This is a genomic window from Hyalangium versicolor (assembly GCF_020103695.1).
GTDB lineage: Bacteria > Myxococcota > Myxococcia > Myxococcales > Myxococcaceae > Hyalangium > Hyalangium versicolor.
Map to the genome: position 1 here is coordinate 132333 of NZ_JAHXBF010000023.1, position 18805 is coordinate 151137.

The 18805-nt window shown below is 68.1% G+C and carries 17 protein-coding genes; 6 read left to right on the forward strand and 11 right to left on the reverse strand.

Annotated features, from left to right (window positions below):
* Positions 1 to 57 precede the first annotated feature (57 nt).
* The 3 genes from KY501_RS39040 to KY501_RS39045 all read right to left on the reverse strand — a co-directional run bounded on the left by KY501_RS39040 (position 58) and on the right by KY501_RS39045 (position 1608).
* A complete protein-coding gene (locus tag KY501_RS39040; RefSeq protein WP_224368975.1) occupies positions 58 to 372 on the reverse strand; it encodes a PRC-barrel domain containing protein in 315 nt (104 codons plus the stop codon).
* Between the two features lie 105 nt (positions 373 to 477).
* The gene (locus KY501_RS54075) at positions 478 to 714 is read right to left on the reverse strand and encodes a SelT/SelW/SelH family protein (RefSeq protein ID WP_309243035.1); all 237 of its coding nucleotides are present in this window, start codon (positions 712 to 714) and stop codon (positions 478 to 480) included.
* A 102-nt stretch (positions 715 to 816) separates the two neighbouring features.
* Positions 817 to 1608 carry a hypothetical protein gene (locus KY501_RS39045; protein ID WP_224368976.1) on the reverse strand — a complete coding sequence of 264 codons (792 nt, stop codon included), beginning with the start codon at positions 1606 to 1608 and terminating at the stop codon, positions 817 to 819.
* A gap of 88 nt (positions 1609 to 1696) precedes the next feature.
* Here KY501_RS39045 and KY501_RS39050 point away from each other — a divergent pair, with 88 nt between their 5' ends.
* Entirely contained in the window at positions 1697 to 3136 is a 1440-nt protein-coding gene (locus KY501_RS39050) for a pyridoxal phosphate-dependent decarboxylase family protein (RefSeq protein ID WP_224368977.1), read from the forward strand.
* 8 nt (positions 3137 to 3144) lie between these two features.
* On the opposite strand, the gene KY501_RS39055 is transcribed toward KY501_RS39050, so the two are convergent.
* Both KY501_RS39055 and KY501_RS39060 read right to left on the reverse strand, forming a co-directional pair.
* Complete coding sequence (locus KY501_RS39055; protein ID WP_224368978.1) at positions 3145 to 4521, reverse strand: FHA and sigma-54 interaction domain-containing protein; 1377 nt, start codon at positions 4519 to 4521, stop codon at positions 3145 to 3147.
* Positions 4518 to 6410 (reverse strand): serine/threonine-protein kinase, encoded by a 1893-nt coding sequence (locus KY501_RS39060; RefSeq protein ID WP_224368979.1) that lies wholly within the window; start codon positions 6408 to 6410, stop codon positions 4518 to 4520. The genes KY501_RS39055 and KY501_RS39060 overlap by 4 nt, the downstream gene beginning before the upstream one ends.
* A gap of 338 nt (positions 6411 to 6748) precedes the next feature.
* Between KY501_RS39060 and KY501_RS39065 the strand changes: the two genes are divergently transcribed.
* The 3 genes from KY501_RS39065 to KY501_RS39075 all read left to right on the forward strand — a co-directional run bounded on the left by KY501_RS39065 (position 6749) and on the right by KY501_RS39075 (position 9325).
* Positions 6749 to 7468 carry a glycosyltransferase family 2 protein gene (locus KY501_RS39065; RefSeq protein WP_224368980.1) on the forward strand — a complete coding sequence of 240 codons (720 nt, stop codon included), beginning with the start codon at positions 6749 to 6751 and terminating at the stop codon, positions 7466 to 7468.
* A gap of 114 nt (positions 7469 to 7582) precedes the next feature.
* Positions 7583 to 8152: a putative ABC transporter permease gene (locus KY501_RS39070; RefSeq protein WP_224368981.1), complete on the forward strand. Its 570-nt coding sequence runs from the start codon at positions 7583 to 7585 to the stop codon at positions 8150 to 8152.
* A 138-nt stretch (positions 8153 to 8290) separates the two neighbouring features.
* On the forward strand, positions 8291 to 9325 hold the full coding sequence (locus KY501_RS39075) for a rod shape-determining protein (protein WP_224368982.1): 1035 nt from the start codon (positions 8291 to 8293) through the stop codon (positions 9323 to 9325).
* Between the two features lie 14 nt (positions 9326 to 9339).
* Here KY501_RS39075 and KY501_RS39080 read toward each other — a convergent pair whose 3' ends face one another.
* Positions 9340 to 11472, reverse strand: coding sequence for a hypothetical protein (locus KY501_RS39080; RefSeq protein ID WP_224368983.1), 2133 nt, complete (start codon positions 11470 to 11472; stop codon positions 9340 to 9342).
* 124 nt (positions 11473 to 11596) lie between these two features.
* On the opposite strand from KY501_RS39080, the gene KY501_RS39085 reads away from it, so the two are divergent.
* Positions 11597 to 12073 (forward strand): tetratricopeptide repeat protein, encoded by a 477-nt coding sequence (locus KY501_RS39085; protein WP_224368984.1) that lies wholly within the window; start codon positions 11597 to 11599, stop codon positions 12071 to 12073.
* 100 nt (positions 12074 to 12173) lie between these two features.
* On the opposite strand, the gene KY501_RS39090 is transcribed toward KY501_RS39085, so the two are convergent.
* Positions 12174 to 13931, reverse strand: a complete 1758-nt coding sequence (locus KY501_RS39090; protein WP_224368985.1) for an N-acyl-D-amino-acid deacylase family protein — start codon at positions 13929 to 13931, stop codon at positions 12174 to 12176.
* Entirely contained in the window at positions 13912 to 14787 is an 876-nt protein-coding gene (locus tag KY501_RS39095; RefSeq protein WP_224368986.1) for a bile acid:sodium symporter family protein, read from the reverse strand. Before KY501_RS39095 ends, KY501_RS39090 begins: the two co-directional genes overlap by 20 nt.
* A gap of 293 nt (positions 14788 to 15080) precedes the next feature.
* On the opposite strand from KY501_RS39095, the gene KY501_RS39100 reads away from it, so the two are divergent.
* Complete coding sequence (locus KY501_RS39100) at positions 15081 to 15407, forward strand: hypothetical protein (protein WP_224368987.1); 327 nt, start codon at positions 15081 to 15083, stop codon at positions 15405 to 15407.
* A gap of 57 nt (positions 15408 to 15464) precedes the next feature.
* Here KY501_RS39100 and KY501_RS39105 read toward each other — a convergent pair whose 3' ends face one another.
* Genes KY501_RS39105 through KY501_RS39115 form a run of 3 tightly spaced genes read right to left on the reverse strand, consistent with a single transcriptional unit; the run spans position 15465 to position 18777 of the window.
* The gene (locus tag KY501_RS39105) at positions 15465 to 16316 is read right to left on the reverse strand and encodes a c-type cytochrome (protein WP_224368988.1); all 852 of its coding nucleotides are present in this window, start codon (positions 16314 to 16316) and stop codon (positions 15465 to 15467) included.
* Positions 16317 to 16329: 13 nt separating this feature from the next.
* Positions 16330 to 17454, reverse strand: a complete 1125-nt coding sequence (locus tag KY501_RS39110) for a metallophosphoesterase family protein (RefSeq protein WP_224368989.1) — start codon at positions 17452 to 17454, stop codon at positions 16330 to 16332.
* A 12-nt stretch (positions 17455 to 17466) separates the two neighbouring features.
* Positions 17467 to 18777 carry a cytochrome-c peroxidase gene (locus tag KY501_RS39115; RefSeq protein ID WP_224368990.1) on the reverse strand — a complete coding sequence of 437 codons (1311 nt, stop codon included), beginning with the start codon at positions 18775 to 18777 and terminating at the stop codon, positions 17467 to 17469.
* Positions 18778 to 18805: the final 28 nt, after the last annotated feature.

The window sequence follows — 18805 nt, forward strand, 5'->3', positions numbered from 1 at the left end:
GAGCGCTTCATTCCGGTGGACTCCCCTGTCTGTCCAAGGCGGGCGTGAACGGGAGGCTCAGGCGTGTACATGTCCCGTGGAGGCAGGCTCGGCCAGCGGGTGGATGTGCGTGGGGATGTCGTGCAGCAATCGATCCCCCACGGGCTCATGCAACTCGGACGGCGTGCCCGTCACGTAGACGCCCCGCCCCGTCACCCGGGTGATGCGCGAGAGCGGCACCGCGAACTCCCGCCGCGAGAAGCGCCACGGGCGCACGTACAGCACCTCGCGGCCAATGAGGAGCACCCTCCCCAGCCGTGCACCCTCCTGCGTCAGCACGCGCATCCCCGCCTGGATGGAGCGTCGCTCCAGCGCCGAGTCCCACCAAGCCATGTGCCACCTCCGACACACTGCAAGGTGTACCGGCACCATGCCCTGGACGAGTTCACGCCGGGCGCGAGAGGGCTCGTCTGCCCACTCGCTCCCAGTATCGCTCGCTCAGCGCCCAAGTTCCCTGGACACCGCATCCACGATCTCCTGCTCCGTGGGGAATGCGAGCGTCTGCTTCTTCACCACCGTCTTGCCGTTCACCGAGACTTCGAAGCTGCCCGACGGGCCGTATTTCATCTCCGAGTCCAGCTCCAGCTCTTCCTTCAGCGCAACCGCCGCACGGACGGCTCGAGGCTTGTAGCCTCAGGAATTACAGTACGTGATGGTGATCTTCGTGTCGGCCATGGCGAGGCCTCCTTCTGGAAGCGGGCGCTTCGAACGGCGCCCGTACCCCAGAGATAATTCGATGGTGGCCGCCGAGCCATTCCTCTTGAGCCTGGGAGAGCCTCACCCACCTTCGAGGTCTGGCTCCAGGTCCACGCCAGGTGACTCCTCAGGTCGCGCCTCGGCTGCGGACTGCTCCTCCGTGAGCGGCTTCCTGCCCCGGAGGGCGTCGATCATCCGCCATACCAGCCGGACCCGCTCCTCCGAGTCCTTCACGAGCAGGTGTTCGCCAATCACGGACGCCATTCCGCGCGAACTCGCCGCCTGCTCGCACCAGGCGCTGGCGATCTGCTCCGCCGGCAGCCCCTCCACCGGGACGAGCTGGGCCACCAGCGGCGCGGGCTCGACGAGCAGCAGCCGCTCCAGCAACTCCTCGCGCTCCTCCAGAGAGAGCACGCCCTGGGTGAATGTGCTGCCGACTCCATAGTGGGCGCGCAGCAACCCGAGGAGCCTCCCGGTATCCGTGTCCGGCAGCGCCAGCGAGACACGCAGGTCCACCAGCGGTGCGGCCACCACGACGCTCATGCCCAGCTCACTGGCCAGCGCGGCCCCGAGAGAGCCCAGCGGCACGGCCTCCGCCACGAGCTGGAACCGCGTCGTCGGCAGGCGGTTCCCTGCCGCGGTGGTTCCAGCCACGGATGATGCATCCCCCGCGGCGGCGGGCTCAGGCTCGGAGGACAGACGCTTCAGTTCCAACCGGCCCACGGGTGCATCCGCGCGGCTGATGGAGGTGCGTGGAGGCGGCTGGCGGCCGCGGCAGGTGAAGGCCTGCTCTGAGTCGCTCCGCTGCTCCCGCCCCATCGTTCCGCAGCCTGACAGCACGAGGGCCCCGGCCACACAGATGACGTGTCTCATGCCCCCGCAGTATGGCCCGAAGCGAGCCACCTCTCACAGCCCCTCCAGGCCCCCCATGCCTTCTCCCCCCGGTCTATGGTGCGCCGCCATGCAGACCTTCCGAGACCGTGCCGCCGCTGCGTATGACCCCGAGCGCTTCCGCCGGCAGGGCCACCAGCTCGTGGATCAGCTCGCCGACTACCTCAAGGCCGCCACCCAGGGAGGGACACTGCCCGTGATGCCCTGGGCCGCTCCCGCAGAGAACCTCACGCGCTTCCCCGCCGCCTTCCCCGAGGAGCCCTCCGGCGAGCTGGCCCCCTTCATGGAGCGCGTCCTCGCCGCCTCCCACCACCTCCACCACCCCCACTACGTGGGCCACCAGGTCTCGGCTCCCCTGCCGTTGGCCGCGCTGTGCGACTTCGTCTCCTCCCTGCTCAACAACGGCATGGCCGTGTACGAGATGGGCCCCGTCTCCAGCGCCATGGAGCACAACGTGCTGCGGTGGATGGCCGGGCAGCTCGGCTTCCCCGAGAGCGCTGGCGGCGTGCTCACCTCGGGTGGCTCCGCGGGCAATCTCACCGCGCTGCTCGCCGCGCGCCAGGCGAAGGCTGGGTATGACGCGTGGAATGGCGGCGCCTCGGCCGGCCCGCCACTCACGGTGCTCGTCGCGGAGACGGCCCACTACTGCATCGCCCGCTCCATCCGCATCATGGGCTGGGGCTCCGAGGGCGTCACCCCCGTGCCCGTGGATGCACACTTCCGCCTCCGCCCGGAGGCGCTCGAGGATGCGCTCGCTTCCGCCACCCGGGCTGGCCGCAAGCCCATCGCCGTGGTCGCCAGCGCGGGCTCCACCGCCACCGGCGCGTTCGATCCGCTGGAGGCGGTGGCCGACTTCTGCGCGCGCCATGACCTCTGGTTCCACGTGGACGGAGCCCATGGAGCCTCGGCCGTGCTCAGCTCCCTGTTCCGCGCGCAGGTGAAGGGCATCGAGCGTGCAGACTCGGTGGTGTGGGACGCGCACAAGATGATGCTCGTGCCCTCGCTCATCACCGCCGTGCTCTTCCGCGATGGGGCGCGCTCCTTCGAGGCCTTCGCCCAGGAAGCCAGCTACCTGTTCCACGGCCAGGACACGCGGCGCTGGAGCGACATCGGCCTGCGCACGCTCGAGTGCACCAAGGAGATGATGGCCCTCAAGCTCTACACCTGCCTGAGCCTGCTGGGCACCCGCTTCTTCGCGGACTACGTGACGGCCACCTTCGAGCTCGCACGCCGCTTCGCTGGCCGGCTCCAGGCCTCGGGAGACTTCGAGGTGGCCGTGGCCCCCGACTGCAACATCGTCTGCTTCCGGTACACGCCCGCCCACGTCCCCGCCTCCGAGTGGAATGCGCTCCAGAGCCGCCTCCGCGAGCAGCTCATCACCCGCGGGGACTTCTATCTGGTGCAGACCACCCTGCCGAAGGGCGTCTACCTGCGCACCACCCTCATCAACCCGCTCACCTCGGACGCGGACCTGGACGCGCTCATGGAGGCGCTGCGCCAGGCGGCGTGAGGCGGGGCTCAGTCCTCTTCTGACGCTTCGCGGTCCACGGCGCGTGTCAGCGTGTGACGCTCGAGCAAGCGGTAGAACTGGCTGCGGGACAACTTCGCCTCGCGCGCCGCCGCCGACATGTTCCGCTTGTGCCGCGCCAGCAGCGCGACCAGGTAGTCCTTCTCGAACTGCTCCAGCAGCTTGTCACGTGCCTGGTTGAAGGTCAGCGGTGCCCCACCCTGCTCGGGCGCGGGCGTCTCCAGGCTGCCGAGTGCCACCACTCGCTGCACCGCATTGCGCAGCTCGCGCACGTTGCCGCGCCACGGATCACACTGCAGCGCCGCCAACGTCGCGGGCGCCAGGGCGATGTCCATCCCCGTCAGCTCCCGCGCGAAGTGCGAGGCCAGCAGCGGGATGTCCTCCAGACGCTCTCGCAGCGGAGGAATACTGACGGACGTCACCGCGAGCCGGAAGTAGAGATCCTCCCGGAAGCTCTTCGCCCGGATCTCGGCTTCCAGATTCCGGTGGGTGGCCGACAGCAGCCGGAACTCCGAGCGGCGCACCTGCTCGTCTCCCACGCGCCGGAACTCCTGCGTCTCGAGCAGCCGCAACAGCTTGGGCTGCTGGGCCAGCGGCAACTCGCCAATCTCGTCCAGGAAGAGCGTGCCTCCGTTGGCCGACTCCACCACGCCCATGCGGTCCCGATCCGCGCCAGTGAAGGCTCCCTTGACGTGACCGAACAGCTCGCTCTCCAGAGGGTTGGGGCTCACGGAGGAGCAGTCGAAGACCACGAAGGGCCCCCGCTGCGCCTCGGAGCTGGACAGGGCGTGCAGCGCGCGCGCCACCATCTCCTTCCCCGAGCCCGTCTCCCCGCGAATGAGCACCGGCGCCTTCTGCGGCCCCAGCCGCTCCAGCTCCGCGAAGAGCTGCCGCATCGCCACGGACTTGCCGAGCAGACCGTGAAGCTCCTCGCGCTCGCTCACGGGCCGGCGCGAGTCCTTCACCGGGCTGATGCGCAGCGTGGTCTTCCCCACCGTCACCGAGCCCCCGAGAGGCACTCGCGCCTCGCGGATGCGCGCCCCGAGGTAGCGCGTGCCGTTGCGGCTGCCCAGGTCTCGCACCCGCACCGCGCCCGGCAGCAGCTCCAGCACGAGGTGGCGGCGGGACACCGTCGGATCCTCCAGTGGCAGCTCGCAGGAAGGATCCGTGCCCACCAGCAGCGTGCCCTCACTCAGCGTGGCGCGCTTGCCCTTGCCCGGCCCCTCGACGGATTCCACCACCACAGGCTCCAGCACCCCAGGGCCTTCGGAGAGCGTCAGATCAGCCGTCTTGCCCGAGGAGATCTCGCCCGTCGCGAAGTCCACGGCATCACCGGGCTTCCCATCGCCATTTCGTCCCGTGCTCACCGAAGGTCCACCTTCACGCGGTGTTCCTTGCCGGCCTGCACCTTCACCCGGACGCGGGCGCTCTTCCCCGTCTCCGGGTTGCGCATCTCGACGTCCAGGTCCCCCACGGGGACGCTGTAACGCGCCATGGGAGTCATCCCGACCTGCTTCCCTCCAATGAAGACCTGGCCCCAGGGGTTGGCATCCACGGTCAGCAAGCCACGGCGCCTGGGCTGAGCCGACACCTCCTCATCCACGGAGAGAGGCGGTTTGCCCCCGGCATCGCCAGCATCCAGCGTCGAATTCACCACGCCAGCATCCATGGGCTCGGATGGCGAAGCCCCAGCATCCGATGGTTCCGAGGACACCGCTCCCGCGTCCGAGAGCACAGCCTGTCCCCCTCCATCCTTCCCTCCGTCCGGCTCCCCGAGCCCTGCGCCCGAGCCGGTGGAGCCGCTCCCATCCTGTAATGGCTGGGTTCCCTGAGAGCTGTCGGGCCCCACGGGCCGAGAGCCCTCAGCCGAACCGAAGAGCAGGATCCACCCCACCCCAAGCCCCACCACCGTGAGCACTCCCACCGTGATCGCCATGGCGATCCACCGCCGCGTCCGACGCGAAGGGGGAGCATCCATGGGGACCGTCCCATCCCCCTTCTGCTCCAGGGGACGAGGAACATACGGGGCCGCATCTCCGCGCGGCTGCTCCAGCTCCGCCATCTGCGGCGCGGCCACGGTCCCCACCGGCAACACCGTCTCGGGGACGGTCCCTGACCGCGGCTCGCCCGGGGGCGGCAGCGTCCCGGGATGCGGCTCCGCCGACAGCGAGGGTGTCCCCGGATGCGCCTCCCCGGGCTGCGATGGGGCCGTCAACACATGCGCATCCAACGTCTGCCGGGAGAGGCTCTGCGTCCCCTGCCGGCCCGTGCCCCCTGCCCTGCTGGGATTGGCATTCAGCGCCGCGAACGTGCGCGAGGCCCGGTCGAGCGTCCCCACCACCGAGGGGCACACCTCACGTACCAGCGCCCCGAGCAGCTCGGCCCGCTCCTCGGCCGAGGGCGGGGGCAGCGCGTCCCGGAAAGCCCGCGCCGAGGCGAAGCGGCGGTGCGGATCCTTCTCCGTGGCCCGGGTGATGGCACTCACCAGCTCGCGCGGCAGGTCCGGCCGCAGCGTGTCCAGCATGGGCAGCGGATCATGCTGGATGGCCTGCAGCGACTCCTGCGTGGTGCCGCGCACGAACGGAGAGCGCCCGGTGGCCAGGAAGAAGAGCGTGAGCCCCGCCGCGAACTGGTCCACCCGCGAGTCCAGCCGCTCGAAGCGCAGCTGCTCCGGCGCCAGGTAGTCCATCTTCCCGCGCACCACGCCGGGCCGCGTCTGCCCCACCGCCGCCTGCACCTTGGCGATGCCGAAGTCCGTCAGCTTCACCTCGCCGTTGATGGACACCAGGATGTTGTGCGGCGTCACGTCCCGGTGGATGAGCCCCAGCGGCTTGCCGTCCGCCCCCGTGAGCGTGTGCGCGTAGTGCAGCGCATCCAGCAGCGCTCGCGCCACGTGGAGGATGAGCGGCGCGCTCAGCGTCCGCTGCTGGGCGGCCAGCACCCGCACCAGCCTCACCAGCGAGACGCCCCACACCAGCTCCATCGCCAGGAAGTAGCGCTCGTCCTCGAGCCCCAGGTCGAGGATCTGGACGATGTTGGGGTGGCTCATGCGCGCGCAGAGCCGGGCCTCGTCCAGGAACATCTTCACCACGTGCGACTCTTCCGCCAGGTGCGGCAGCAGCAGCTTGATGGCCAGCGGCTTCTCGAAGCCCTCCAGCCCACGCTGCACCGCGACGAACACCTCCCCCATGCCTCCGCTGGCGAGCTTCTCGCCCAGCAGGTAGCGCCCCAGGGGAATGCCCGTCGAAGCGTCCATCAGAAGGCCGGGAGGATCGGCGGGTTGGCGGCAATGAGCCCTGTGGCGACCGACAGCAGCGACAGCATCCCTCTCCTCGAGTCCGACGAAGCAGCCCCGACACGGTGCACTGCTTCTCACCCAGAGCGAAGTCTATATCGCGCTCGCTCCCCGAGTCGCTTTTGCCCCCCTACGCCAAAGGTGTCCCAAACGAGAGACAGATGGCCCCCCACGCATTCTCCGGACCTGAGAATGCTGTCCGAGGCCCACCCTGTCTTTTCAGGGACTTAGTGCTGGCCTGCCACAGGCTCGGGAAAGTCGCCCCAGGGGCCGAAATCGGTTAGAGGCACGAGCCAGCCATGCTCGTCTCGCTCATCATCCCCGTCTACAACGAGACCGCCACCCTGGCGGAGCTGCTCCGCCGGTGCATCGCGGTGGACTTCCCCAAGGAGCTGGTCATCGTGGACGACTGCTCCAAGGACGGGAGCCGCGAGTTCCTCCAGGAGCTGTCGGAGAAGGGGCTGAAGCTGCTGGGCGGCAACCCGCACAACCGCAACGAGCTGCGCGTCATCTTCCAGCCGCACAACCAGGGCAAGGGCGCGGCGCTGCGGCGCGGCTTCCAGGAGGCCACCGGGGACATCCTCCTCGTCCAGGACGCGGACCTGGAGTACGACCCGCGCGACATCCCCAAGGTCATCCAGCCCATCCTCGATGGCGAGGCGGACGTCGTCTACGGCAGCCGCTTCACGGGCACGCCGCGCCGGGTGCTCTACTTCTGGCACACGGTGATGAACAACCTGCTCACCATGCTCTCCAACATGGCCAGCGGGCTGAACCTCACGGACATGGAGACCTGCTACAAGGCCTTCCGCGCCGAGGTGCTGCGCTCCGTCACCGTGGAGGAGGAGCGCTTCGGCTTCGAGCCGGAGATCACCGCCAAGGTGGCCCGAGGCAACTGGCGCGTCTACGAGGTGCCCATCAGCTACCACGGGCGCACCTATGAGGAGGGCAAGAAGATCGGCTGGAAGGACGGGGTGCGCGCCCTCTACGTCATCGCCAAGTACGCGGTGAAGCGCTAGGCCCCTGTTGACCCGCGGACAGTGCGCGGGGCCCCATCGAGCACCCCGGAACACTGGACTCCTGGACTGGGGGCCAGAGATGCCTGTCCTCGGGGCGATTCTTACGTTCTGAGTGTGCTACCGAGATTCCTCCTCTACGGCTGTGCCGGGTGGGTCCTCGAGGTGTGCTTCACGGGGACCAGCGCGGCGATCTTCCAGAAGGACGCACACGGGACGGCGAAGACGTACCTGTGGATGCACCCCATCTACGGGGCCACGGCCCTGGGGATGGAGTTCCTCCACGACCGGCTGCGCTTCCTGCCACGGCCGATTCGAGCGCTTGCCTACACGGCCGTCATCTTCGGGGCCGAGTTTGCCACCGGCTGGCTGCTGCGGCGGGCGCTCGGCCGCTGTCCGTGGGACTACCGGGAGCAGGGCTGGAGCGTGAAGGGGCTCGTCCGCCTGGACTACTTCCCCTTCTGGTACGGCACGGCCCTGGCCTTCGAGCCGGCCCGAGAGGCCCTGCTGCGCATCACCAGCGAGGCCCTGCGCCAGACGCCCGAATTCCGCCATGCCGTGGCCGAGGGCGAAGTCCAGCCCCTGGCCTGCCAGGGGTCGGTCGAGGTCGAGGCTGGGGCCACCGGGGAGACGTTCCAGGAGGCCCTGAAGGCCGAGAGCCAGGCTGGAAAGGTCTTCCCTGGCTGATTGCCCTCCAGTCCACGCTCTTTTCGGAACGTGGGTTTTCTTTCCGCCCACCGCGCCGCGTAGTAGTACCTTCATGAATCGCGGCCTTTGGCTTGCTTGGGGAAATTCCGCAGGACTCCCGAAAGTTTCCGCCCCCGTATGTTCGACTGGCTCCACACCCTTTTCTCGCGTGACCTGGCAATCGACCTGGGCACGGCGAACACGCTTATCTACATCCGCGGCCAGGGCATCGTGTCCAACGAACCCTCCGTGGTCGCCGTCCAACAGGACACCCGGGGCGGCAAGAAGGTGCTCGCGGTAGGCAAGGAGGCCAAGGAGATGCTCGGGAGAACCCCGGGCAACATCGTGGCCATCCGTCCCATGAAGGACGGAGTCATCGCGGACTTCGAAATCACCGCGGCGATGCTGCGCTACTTCATCCAGAGCGCCCACAACCGCCGCACGCTGGTCAACCCGCGCATCATCATCGGCATCCCCTCGGGCATCACCGAGGTGGAGCGCCGCGCGGTGCGCGAGGCCGCCGCCAACGCGGGCGCCCGTGAGGTGTACCTCATCGAGCAGCCCATGGCCGCGGCCATCGGGGCGGGCCTGCCCGTCACCGAGCCCAGCGGGAACATGATTGTGGACATCGGTGGCGGCACGTCGGACGTGGCCGTCATCAGCCTGGCCGGCATCGTGTTCGCCAAGAGCGTGCGCATCGGCGGCGACAAGCTGGACGAGGCGATCATCCAGTACGTCAAGCGCAAGTACAACCTGCTCATCGGTGAGCGCACGGCCGAAGCCATCAAAATGGGCATCGGCACCGCGTACCCCACCGATGAAGTGATGACGATGGAGATCAAGGGCCGCGACCTGGTGGCGGGCGTGCCGCGGACGCTGACGGTGAGCAGCGACGAGGTGCGCGACGCGCTGGCCGAGCCGGTGAACGGCATCGTCGAGGCGGTAAAGCTGACGCTGGAGCGCACGCCGCCGGAGCTGGCCGGAGACATCGCGGACCGCGGCATCGTGCTGGCCGGTGGTGGCGCGCTGCTGAAGAACCTGGACACGCTGCTGCGCGAGGAGACGGGCCTGCCGGTGTTCCTGGCGGAGGATCCGCTCTCGGCGGTGGTGATTGGCGCCGGCAAGGCGCTGGAGTCCCTGGACATCCTTCGCCAGGTCACCCAGCCGGGCTGAGTCCCCGCCCGGAGTCAGGGAGGCAGAGGCGGCCGCCAACCCGGCACGCGCACGGCCTGGTAGAAGGGCCGCTCGTTGTAGTCCGGATCGAGCGCATGGCGAGCCATGCCGCCCAGGCCGTCGATCCAGCGTGCATGGGCCAGCTCCACGAAGCGGTTCTCCTCCACGGCTCGAGCGCGCACGACGTACGCGGCGGCCTGCAGTCCCGGAGGGAGCATGAGGAAGGCGGCTCCCCGCTCACCCGAGAGCGCGTAGGACTCGAGCGGCTCGCGGGCCGCCATGAGCGCGAGGCTCGAGGTGAGAAGCCGCTCGGCGGCCTTCGCGTCTTGGAGGCGTGAGAGCTCCAGGCCGAGCAGTGCGGCGGTCTCCACGTCCAGGTTCCGCACCACCGTGTCCGAGGCCAGGCGGGCCTGCTGCAAGGCCTTGTCCAGGTTGTTCACGGCCATCTCGGTGAGCACGATGGCGTCGTAGGCGGCGCGGTCGTGGATGGCGGTCAACTGTTGCTGCGAAAGGGCGCTCTTTCCCGAGAGGAGCTCGAAGAGGGCCATCCGCTCGGGAGCGGTGGTGACGCTGGGAGGGAGGACCGCTCGCGCGGTGGACTCGAGGGTCTTGGGGCCCACCACCCGGGCGAGCCGGGCGGCGAGGAGGGCGAACTCCCAGGAGCGGGATTCGGGCTTCTTCGTAAACTCGAGCACCGCGTCGGGGGCCGCGGGGATGAGACTGGTGTCGGCGACCAGGGCGCGCACGCGCAGTTCCACGTCCTCCAGGGACTCGACACTGTTGTACCTGGCCTGGTCCAGCAGGCGCAGCGCCTCCGAGGAGTCGCCGGTGGAGAACCGGAGGCGGGCCACGATACGCATGACCTCGGGAGAGTGGGGGAAGCGCTCCAGGAGGTGCTCATAGAGGGCGCGCTGCTCGCTGGGGGGAGCCACACGGGCCTCCAGGATGGCCCTCTGCTCGGACGTCGGCACCTGCCGGGCCGAGGCGCTGTAGAGGGCGTACGCCTCTTCCCGCTTGCCCAGGGCGAGGAACAGATCCTGGGCGATCCGCTGGATGGCGAGCCGTTCCGGAGGCATGGCCGCGAGTTCCTGGGCCAGGATGAACGCCTGGGACGACTGGTTGCGCACGAGAATGTCCGCGGCCATCACGATGGGCTGAAGCTGGGTAGGGTCCGCCAGGAGGAAGCTCCTGGCGAGCTCCGTGAGCTCCTGCCAGCGCTGCGCCTTCTCGTAGTCGAGCAGCCGCTGCTGCCAGTCGCCCTGCCACCGCAACTGATGTTCGTCCTCGAGGAAGGCGGTGCGGCCATCCAGCAGGCTCGGGCCGGTGCCCTTCTCCACGTTCTCGACCTGCAAGGAGGCCGCGCCCAGGATGTTGTAGACGGCGTGCTGCTTCGCCTCGAGCGAGAAGTCCTCGAAGGGTTGCTTCTGGCCCGGCCACATCGCCTCGACGCGGTAGGGCTTGCCCAAACGGAAGAAGGAATCCCGAACCCGCCCTCCGGAAGGCAGGGTGTAGGTCCTGTCGTCCACGTGAACCACCACGGGTCGCGAGAGTCCGTTGAAGATCTGCACGTCGCGGGTGATGAAGGGAGGCACGGTCACACCGAAGGCGGCGAGGCCCAGCCCCCCGAGAACCAGGGCGGTGGTCCGCCGCGAGGCGCGGGTGAGGCGTGAGGGTCCGGCGACGCGGCCGAGGACTTCGAGCTGCTCGTCCCCGTTGCGGCGGATGAGGTGATCTCCGAGCGACCAGATCGGCAGACCCAGGAGGCAGAAGGCGCGGTTGGCGATGAAGGGCGTCTCCTGCTCATCGAGGGGCGGGAGCCCGATGAACCGCGTCCCACAGCCCAGGAAGCTTCTGAGCGAAGGGGGCCGATCAGCCATGACGAAGAGGGCTCGGTTGGCGAGGAGCTCTCGAAGGGTGTCACGGGCAAGGCCTGCGGGCTCGCGGGCAAAGCGGGCGCTGAGGGCGGAGTGGACGGAGAAGGCATCCGCTCGGGCCAGCGCGAGTGAGAGCGCCTCGTCCGGCAGGAGCGAGACCATGGCGGGGGCGCGTTCGGTGAAGCCGCTCGGATCCGCTTCCAAGGGAAGGGAGGCGGCAGGAGCGTGCTCCTGGAATTGGGGTGGAGCCGGCTGGGAGGACACCCTCGACATGGCCTTATTGAACACGGAACAGGAGGGTGGAGCGCAAGGGGGGCACCTTGTGTCAGGCTGGGAGCCAGAGATGGAGCGTCGAGTTCGGAGTGAAAGAGGGGGCCGCCCAAAGGCGGACGAAGGCTTGGGGGAGGGAGGTTTCCTCCGCGCCTCGCAGCTGCTGGAGAGGGGGCAGTTCACGGAAGCGTTCCGCCTGTTCCTGGAGGCCGCGCAAGCAGGGGACTCCAGAGCACAGGTGACCGTGGGCTACCTCTACGACACGGGCCAGGGAGTCAGCCAGTCACGCACCCAGGCGCTGCTCTGGTACCGCAAGGCCTCGCACAAGGGCGTCGCATCGGCAGCCACCAACATCGCGACGATCTACCGGGATGAGGGCCGGCTGCGATTGGCGGTCCGGTGGTTCGAGAAGGCGGCTGCGCTGGGAGATGACGAAGCGCTGCTCGACATGGCGAGGCTGTACGCAGGCCCGTTGGAGGAACCCGCGATGGCCCGGAAGCTGTTGTCCCGAGTGCTCCGCGCGAAGCGGGCGAGCGAAGACAACCGGGAGCAGGCGGAGCGCCTGCTGCAAACCCTGGAGCAGCGCCAGCGCCTGAGTCGGTGAGGTGGATGTCCGCCGGACTGCTCCCGAGCTGGTCCTACCCGCATACCAGTTGGCACAAACCGCGCCCGACGGGGCCACCTCGTTCGGCTTCCGTCACGGCTCAGGCACGCTGGCCGAGCCGAACCAGTCGGCCCGGTCTCTCGGCAGTGATGGTTCCCTCTTTTTGAACAGCCCGGCCGGCGACAAAGGTGGCCACATAGCCCTCCGCTCTCTGCACGAAGCGCCTGCCTCCGCCTGGCAGATCCCTGAACGGCGCGGGCACTTGGAGCGCGAGCCTTCGCGGATCGATCACGTTGAGATCCGCCCGCATCCCGGGCGCGATGACTCCGCGATCCGAGAGCCCCACGTATCTCGCGTTGCGGGACGTCAGCATCTCGACCGAGCGCTCCACCGGGACGCGATCCCTCGCTCGATCCCGTGACCAGTAACTCAACATGAAGGTCGGGAAGCTCGCGTCGCAGATCGTCCCCACGTGCGCGCCCGCATCCGAGAGCGACGCCAGCGCTCGCGGGTGCTCCAACATGCGCCGCACCACGTCCAGCGAGCCCTCGTTGTAGTTGAAGATCGGGAAGTAGATGAGGTTCGAGCCGTCTCCCTCGCACAGGTAGTCATAGAGCACCGCGAGCGGTGGCTGCCCGCTGCGCTTGGCTCTCACCAGGAAGGAGTCCGCCAACGTCGGCTCGTAGTTCGGCCGCGTCCCGAGGGGGAACATGCGCGCGCTGATCAGGTCGATGCGCTGCAGCAGGATATCCACCAGCGGTGGGATGGGCGTTCCATCCCCCGCCAGCCGCTCGGGCTTCTCGGAGAGGATGCGCGCACGCCGAGCCGGGTCTCGCAGGGCTGCGGCCTGCTCGCGAGGTGGCAGCGCGGCGAGCTCTTTGTAGCCCGGGAAGCCAATGAACGGATGGAAGCTTGCGTCCAGCCCGAGCAGCACGCCGATGCCGCGCGCCGCGGCCTGGAGATACATCGGCAGCCCCCGCTCCACCGCCGCCTCCACGCGCTGGCGGATGGCTTCGTACTGGGCTCCGCCCGGGTCCCGCTGAAGCCACGTCATCGACAATGGCCGGCCCGAGGCGCGGGCCAGCTGCTCGACCAGCTCGAACTCCGCGTGGAATCGATTCGGGTCCCTGAGCAGATCGAAGTCGCTCACGACTTGCACCACACCGTGCGAGAGCCCCTCGAACGCCCGTGCCAACCCCGTGAGCTCCAAGGCACTGGCTTCCGAGGCAGGCGTCTCCCGGCCCTCCGCGGTCCGGTGGTTGTCCGTCCGCCCCGTCGTGAGCCCCGCCGCCCCCGCGACCAGCGCATCCCGCAGCAGCTCGCGCATGGCGGCAATGTCCTCGGGAGTCGCTGCCTCACTGGCCTCCGCCCTCTCGCCCATCACGTAGATGCGCAGCGGGTCGTGAGGCACCTGCACCAGAAAGTCCAGGCTGTGCGGCACCGCCGCCAGCGCATCCATGTACTGCGGGAAGCGCTCCCAGCCCCAGCGGATGCCCTCCGCGAGCGCCGCGCCAGGAATGTCCTCCACGCCCTCCATCAGCCGGATGAGGCGCTCCTGCCCACCGGGACGGACCGGCGCGAAGCCGACGCCGCAGTTGCCCATCATCAGCGTCGTCACCCCGTGGTGGATGCTGGGCGAGAAGGTCTCGTCCCACGTGGCCTGGCCGTCGTAGTGCGTGTGGATGTCGATGAAGCCCGGAGTCACCCACGCGCCCGTCGCATCCACGCGCTCGCGCGAAGCTTCGGTGATGCGGCCAACCTCGACGATGCGTCCATCGCGGATGCCAACATCGGTGGTGCGAGGCGCCGCGCCCGTGCCATCGACGACAGTGCCTCCCTCAAGCAGCAGATCGAGCATCTTTCCTCCTCCACAGGAAGGCCAGGGTCATTCCAGAGACGATGTGCCAGATACCCCACAGGCTGGCGATCACCACCATGCCTGGGTCGGCCTTGAACTGGACCGCGATGATGCCCAGCGCCAGCCCCGAGTTCTGCATCCCGCCCTCAATCATCACCGCGCGACGGTCTCGCTCGGGCACGCGCATCGCCATGGACGAGATCCACCCGAACGCCAACCCCAGCGCGTTGTGCAGCACTACGAGCGCGAAGCGCGGAAGGATCTGCGCGGTGAGCAGGTGGCGCTCGTGGACCACTCCGAGCACGATGAAGGCCACCAGCGCGGCAAGGCTGAGGTTCCCCAACGGCTTCTGCAGCTTCGCGGTGAGCCCCGGCAGCCAGTGGCCGAACATCAGACCCAGCCCCATCGGCACCGCGAGCAGGAACACCAAGCTGAGCCACAGGCCCGAGGGGTCCAACTCCAGCGTGCGCAGCCAGGAAGCGGTCGCCGGGTTGGTGCTGATCATCCAGCTGAAATGAAACGGCGTGAGCACCAACGCCAGCAGGCTGGCCACGGCCGAGATGCTCACGGAGAGCGCGGTGTTTCCGCCACCTTGATGGGTGATGACGTTGCTGAGGCTGCCGCCCGGGCAGGCCGCTACGAGGATCATCGCCGCCTCGACATTGGGCGGCAGGTCGAGCGCCAGGGTCACCAGCCACGTGCCCACGGGCAGCAACACGAATTGAGGGATGAGTCCGCAGATGACGCTGTGGGGCATCCGCGCGACGCGCCGGAAGTCCTCCACCCGCAGCTCCAACGCCACCGAGAACACCAGGAGCGCGAGCACGAGGCTCAACACGAGCTGCTGCGAGGACATGAAGGGGGTGGACCTCCGCAAGCGGCACCCTCGCCGCTGATGCGGTCAGCCTAACGAGGGTTGCCGGTGGCGCCTATCCCTACCCTCTCCGGACAGTGCCTCCTCGCTCGCTCCTTCCCTTCTGGACTGGGGTTTACCCCAGGGCCTGCCTCGAGTGAGGCTCCCGGGGAAAGCCCTGCACGATGCGGCAGTCCGCGGGGCCGGCACCGGTGCTGGACCGGTCCTACCAGCATACCAGTGGGTACAAACCGCGCCCGACAGGGCCCCCTCGTTCGGCGTATGAGAGCCCCACCATGGCAACGATATTCGAGTTCCTGAAGAGGGTCGAACAACGCCCAGGCATGTTCCTGTACGCTGACGAAGAGGATTGGGAACTCCAGTTTCGCAACCTGAAGATGCTGCTCATCGGCTACGAGCAGGCCCTCTGGAATCACAAGCTGGATGAGCCCGGTAGGGACTTCCTGGACCAATTCGGTGCCTACCTGTTCGAGAAGTACGGCTGGAGCTCATCGTCGGGCCCCATCGCCGCGATACTGCGCGAGACGCCCAGTCCCCACGAGGCCTGGAGGACCTTCTGGCGAGAGGTCTGGGCCTTCCGGGACTCGATGCTCAAGAACTGAGGGCGCGCACCTCGTTCAAGATGCGCGCCCTCGCCTGCTGATAACCCTGTCAGCCCGTCAGTGCTTGCCGAACTCCAGCGGCACGCCCTTGCGCCGGGCGTAGATGAACGCCTCGAGCGCCTTCATCTTCGGGTCGTCATCCGCCAGCGGCTTGCCTCGCACCGGGTTCTGGATGCACCAGTTGATCATGTCGCGCAGCATCGCCACGCGCCCCAGTTGTACCTGGTACTTCGGGTACGTCTCCGGGTGCGTGTTCGCCGCGTCCGGGTGGCACATGTCGCACGACACCGCGATGGTGCCTCCCAGCGCATCCGCGTCGTGGAACACCCGGTTGCCCTCCTCCACGAACGCCTTCGTGGACTCGGCCCAGATCGCCTCGTCCCGTTCGCTGAACGAGCCATAGGTATGGCCCGACTGGATGTTCGTCTTCAACTGAGCCCCGGCCTGAGGAGCGCCCGAGGCAGAGGTCGGCCCCGCCGTCCCCACCGAGCTGCCCGCCGCCGGCTTCTGCGGCGTGGGCGAGACCGCCGGAGGGCTGCGAGGGCCCTGTGGATTGGGGCTCGGCGGAGGCGTTGGAGCCTGCGCCACCAGCTGCCCGGACGCGGGCGCGGGCACGTCGTCCCAGTTCGCGTTCGGGTTCTTGCGGCGCCACTCTTCCATCAACTGGCCCGTCACCTGGAGTGCCTGGGAGCGAGACATCTTCCCGCCCTCCTTTACCCCCTTCACCTCCATGGCCGTCTCGCCGTCGCACAGGCCGACGACGAGGTTGCCTTTCTTCGAGGCCGGCAGCTTGTGCTCGGGCAGCGGCTTCTTCTCGAGCAGCGGCGACGGCTCGGTGGCCAGCGCCGCGCCTCCCGCGATGGACGTCAGCGCGGCGAGCGCCGTGAGGAGCTTCGTTCGGAGAGTCATATCGGCTTCCTCTCTAGTAGCTGGGGAGCTTGGTGCGCGGCGGTGCATCCGAGGCGCCGTTGGACGAGAGATAGCTCGCACGCACGGTGATCGGATTGCGCTGCCACAGGTTGTAGACCTTGTTGACGAGCCCGGACTCGAGCACGTCCACCCGCCCATCTCCGCACCCGTCGAACTGGCTGAACGGATCCGGGCGGTTCATCTGCACGGTGACCTTGGGCAGGCCCTCGGGCGCATACGGCCACGGCCACGCGGTGGACAGCATGCCGTGGAACTGGATGTTCCCAATCCGGTTGGTGAGCAACTGGTGCGTGTGCCCGTGAATCACCGTCACCTTGTCGAACGGCTTGAGGATGGCCTGCACCTCGTCCGCGTCGTCTGTCCAGAAGTTCCACGGCCGGTAGTACTTGTAGAGCGGCGAGTGGCTGAACACGATGACCGGCGTCTTCTTGTCCACCTTGGCCAGGTCCTGCTGCAGCCACGTGCGCTGCTCTCCGCCCACCTCGAAGCGGGACTGGATGCCATTGTCCAGGCCGGCGACGATCTTCATCCGCTCCATGGGAGACAGACCCCGCTCCGTCCAGAAGTCCTTCTCCAGGATGGAGTTGAGCACCACGAAGTGGATGCCCTTGTGGTCGAACGAGTAGTTGGGCGCGCCGAACAGCTCGCGCCACTTCTCGCCCATGTCGAGGAACCAGTCGTGCTCCCCGACCATCATCTTCACCGGCGCCTTCACGCTCTTGAGGATCTGCGCGCCCAGCGCCAGTTCCTCGGCCTGTCCCAGCTGCGCCAGGTCTCCGCCGAAGAGGACGAAGTCCGGCTGCGGATCCAGCGCGTTCACGTCATCCACCGCCTTGAGGATGGCGCGCACGAACCGGTCGTTCAGCTCCTTCTTGTACAGGTGCGTGTCCGAGATGTACGCGAAGGTGAAGCGCGGCTTGTCCGTGCTGCCCTGCGCCTCGGCCACCTGGACGAGCTGGAAGCTGTTCGGAGTGATGAGCCCCATGCCGGCGGCCACACCCGCGGACATGCCCGCCACGCGCAGGAAGGCGCGGCGGTCCAGCCGCTTCAACCCGTCGAACAGCTCCTGGCGCTCCTCGTAGTACTTCGTCTCGACGCTCTTGAACTTGTTGGACATGGTGCGCCTCCCCTATTTCTTCGGTGCACTCGTGTTCTGGATGGACAGCGGCGAGCCGTACACGCCAATGCCCGCCGGGTTTTTCACCTTGAGATCCGGATCGGGTGCCAGGTCCCCCACGTTCCCCTTCTTCCCGGTCGCCACGGCCGTGTCCCGCTCCGGGCGGTTGCCCTTGCGTGCCCGCTGCCGCGCCAGCTCCTGCGCGTTGAACTTGTCGAAGCGCGCATCCGTGAGCGTGAAGAGGAAGGCCACCAGGTCATCGATCTCCGGCTCGGTGAGCCCCAGCCGCTGCATCCCCCCGTCCAGGTACGGGTTCTGGATGCCTCCCTTGTTGTAGTGGTCCATCACGTCCCACAGCGTGACGAGCGAGCCGTCATGCATATACGGGCCGGTGATGCCGATGTTGCGCAGCGTGGGCGTCTTGAAGGCCCCCACGTCGTTCTCCTGCTTCGTCACCAGGAAGCGGCCCAGCTCGGAGAACTTCGTCTGGAGCGCCAGCTCGTCGATCTGCTTCTCGTCCCCGGTCCGCACCACCCGCAGGCCCTCGCGCGCCAGTTGCACAAAGTCCTGCTTGTGCGCCGCGATGCCGATGTTGTGGAACTTCTGATCCGAGAAGAGCGGTTGGGTGATGTTCGCCGCGTGGCACGAGTTACAGCGCGCCTTGCCGTTGAAGAGCGCCCAGCCATTCTTCTCCGAGGCCGTGAGCGCCTTGTCATCCCCCAGGATGAACTTGTCGAAGCGCGCGTTGCCCGAGTACTGGGTGCGCTCGAACGCGGCGATGGCCGCGGCCAGATCGTCGTAGTTCACGTCCCTCCCAAACACCTTCTGGAACTGCGCGGGGTACTCGGGCAGCCCCTTCACCTTGGCCACCACCGCCTCCGGCGAGGCCATCCCCATCTCGATGGGGTTGAGGATGGGCAGCTTGGCCTGGTCCTCCAGCATGCTCGCCCGCCCGTCCCAGAACTGCGAGGCGTTGAACATGGCGTTGAGCACCGTGGGGCTGTTGCGCATGCCCTTCTGGTTCTTGATGCCCACCGAGGTGTCCTTGCCGTCCACGAAGCCCTTGGCCGGGTCATGGCACGTGGAGCAGGACACGGAGTCATCCGCCGACAACCGCTTGTCGTTGAAGAGCTTCTCTCCCAGCGCCACCTTCTCTGGCGTGGGCTCGGCCCCAGCAGGCACCGAGATCTTCCACAGCGCCGCGGACACGCCGGGTGGCAATTTGGGTGGAGGAGGCGCGGCGCGCGGCGGCTCGGCCGCGTGAACCGCTCCAGCGCTGAGCAGGACGGCGACCGTCCAGGCGACGGAGGACCTGAGCTTCATGAGCAACCCTCCCAGGGCCGGGAGGTGT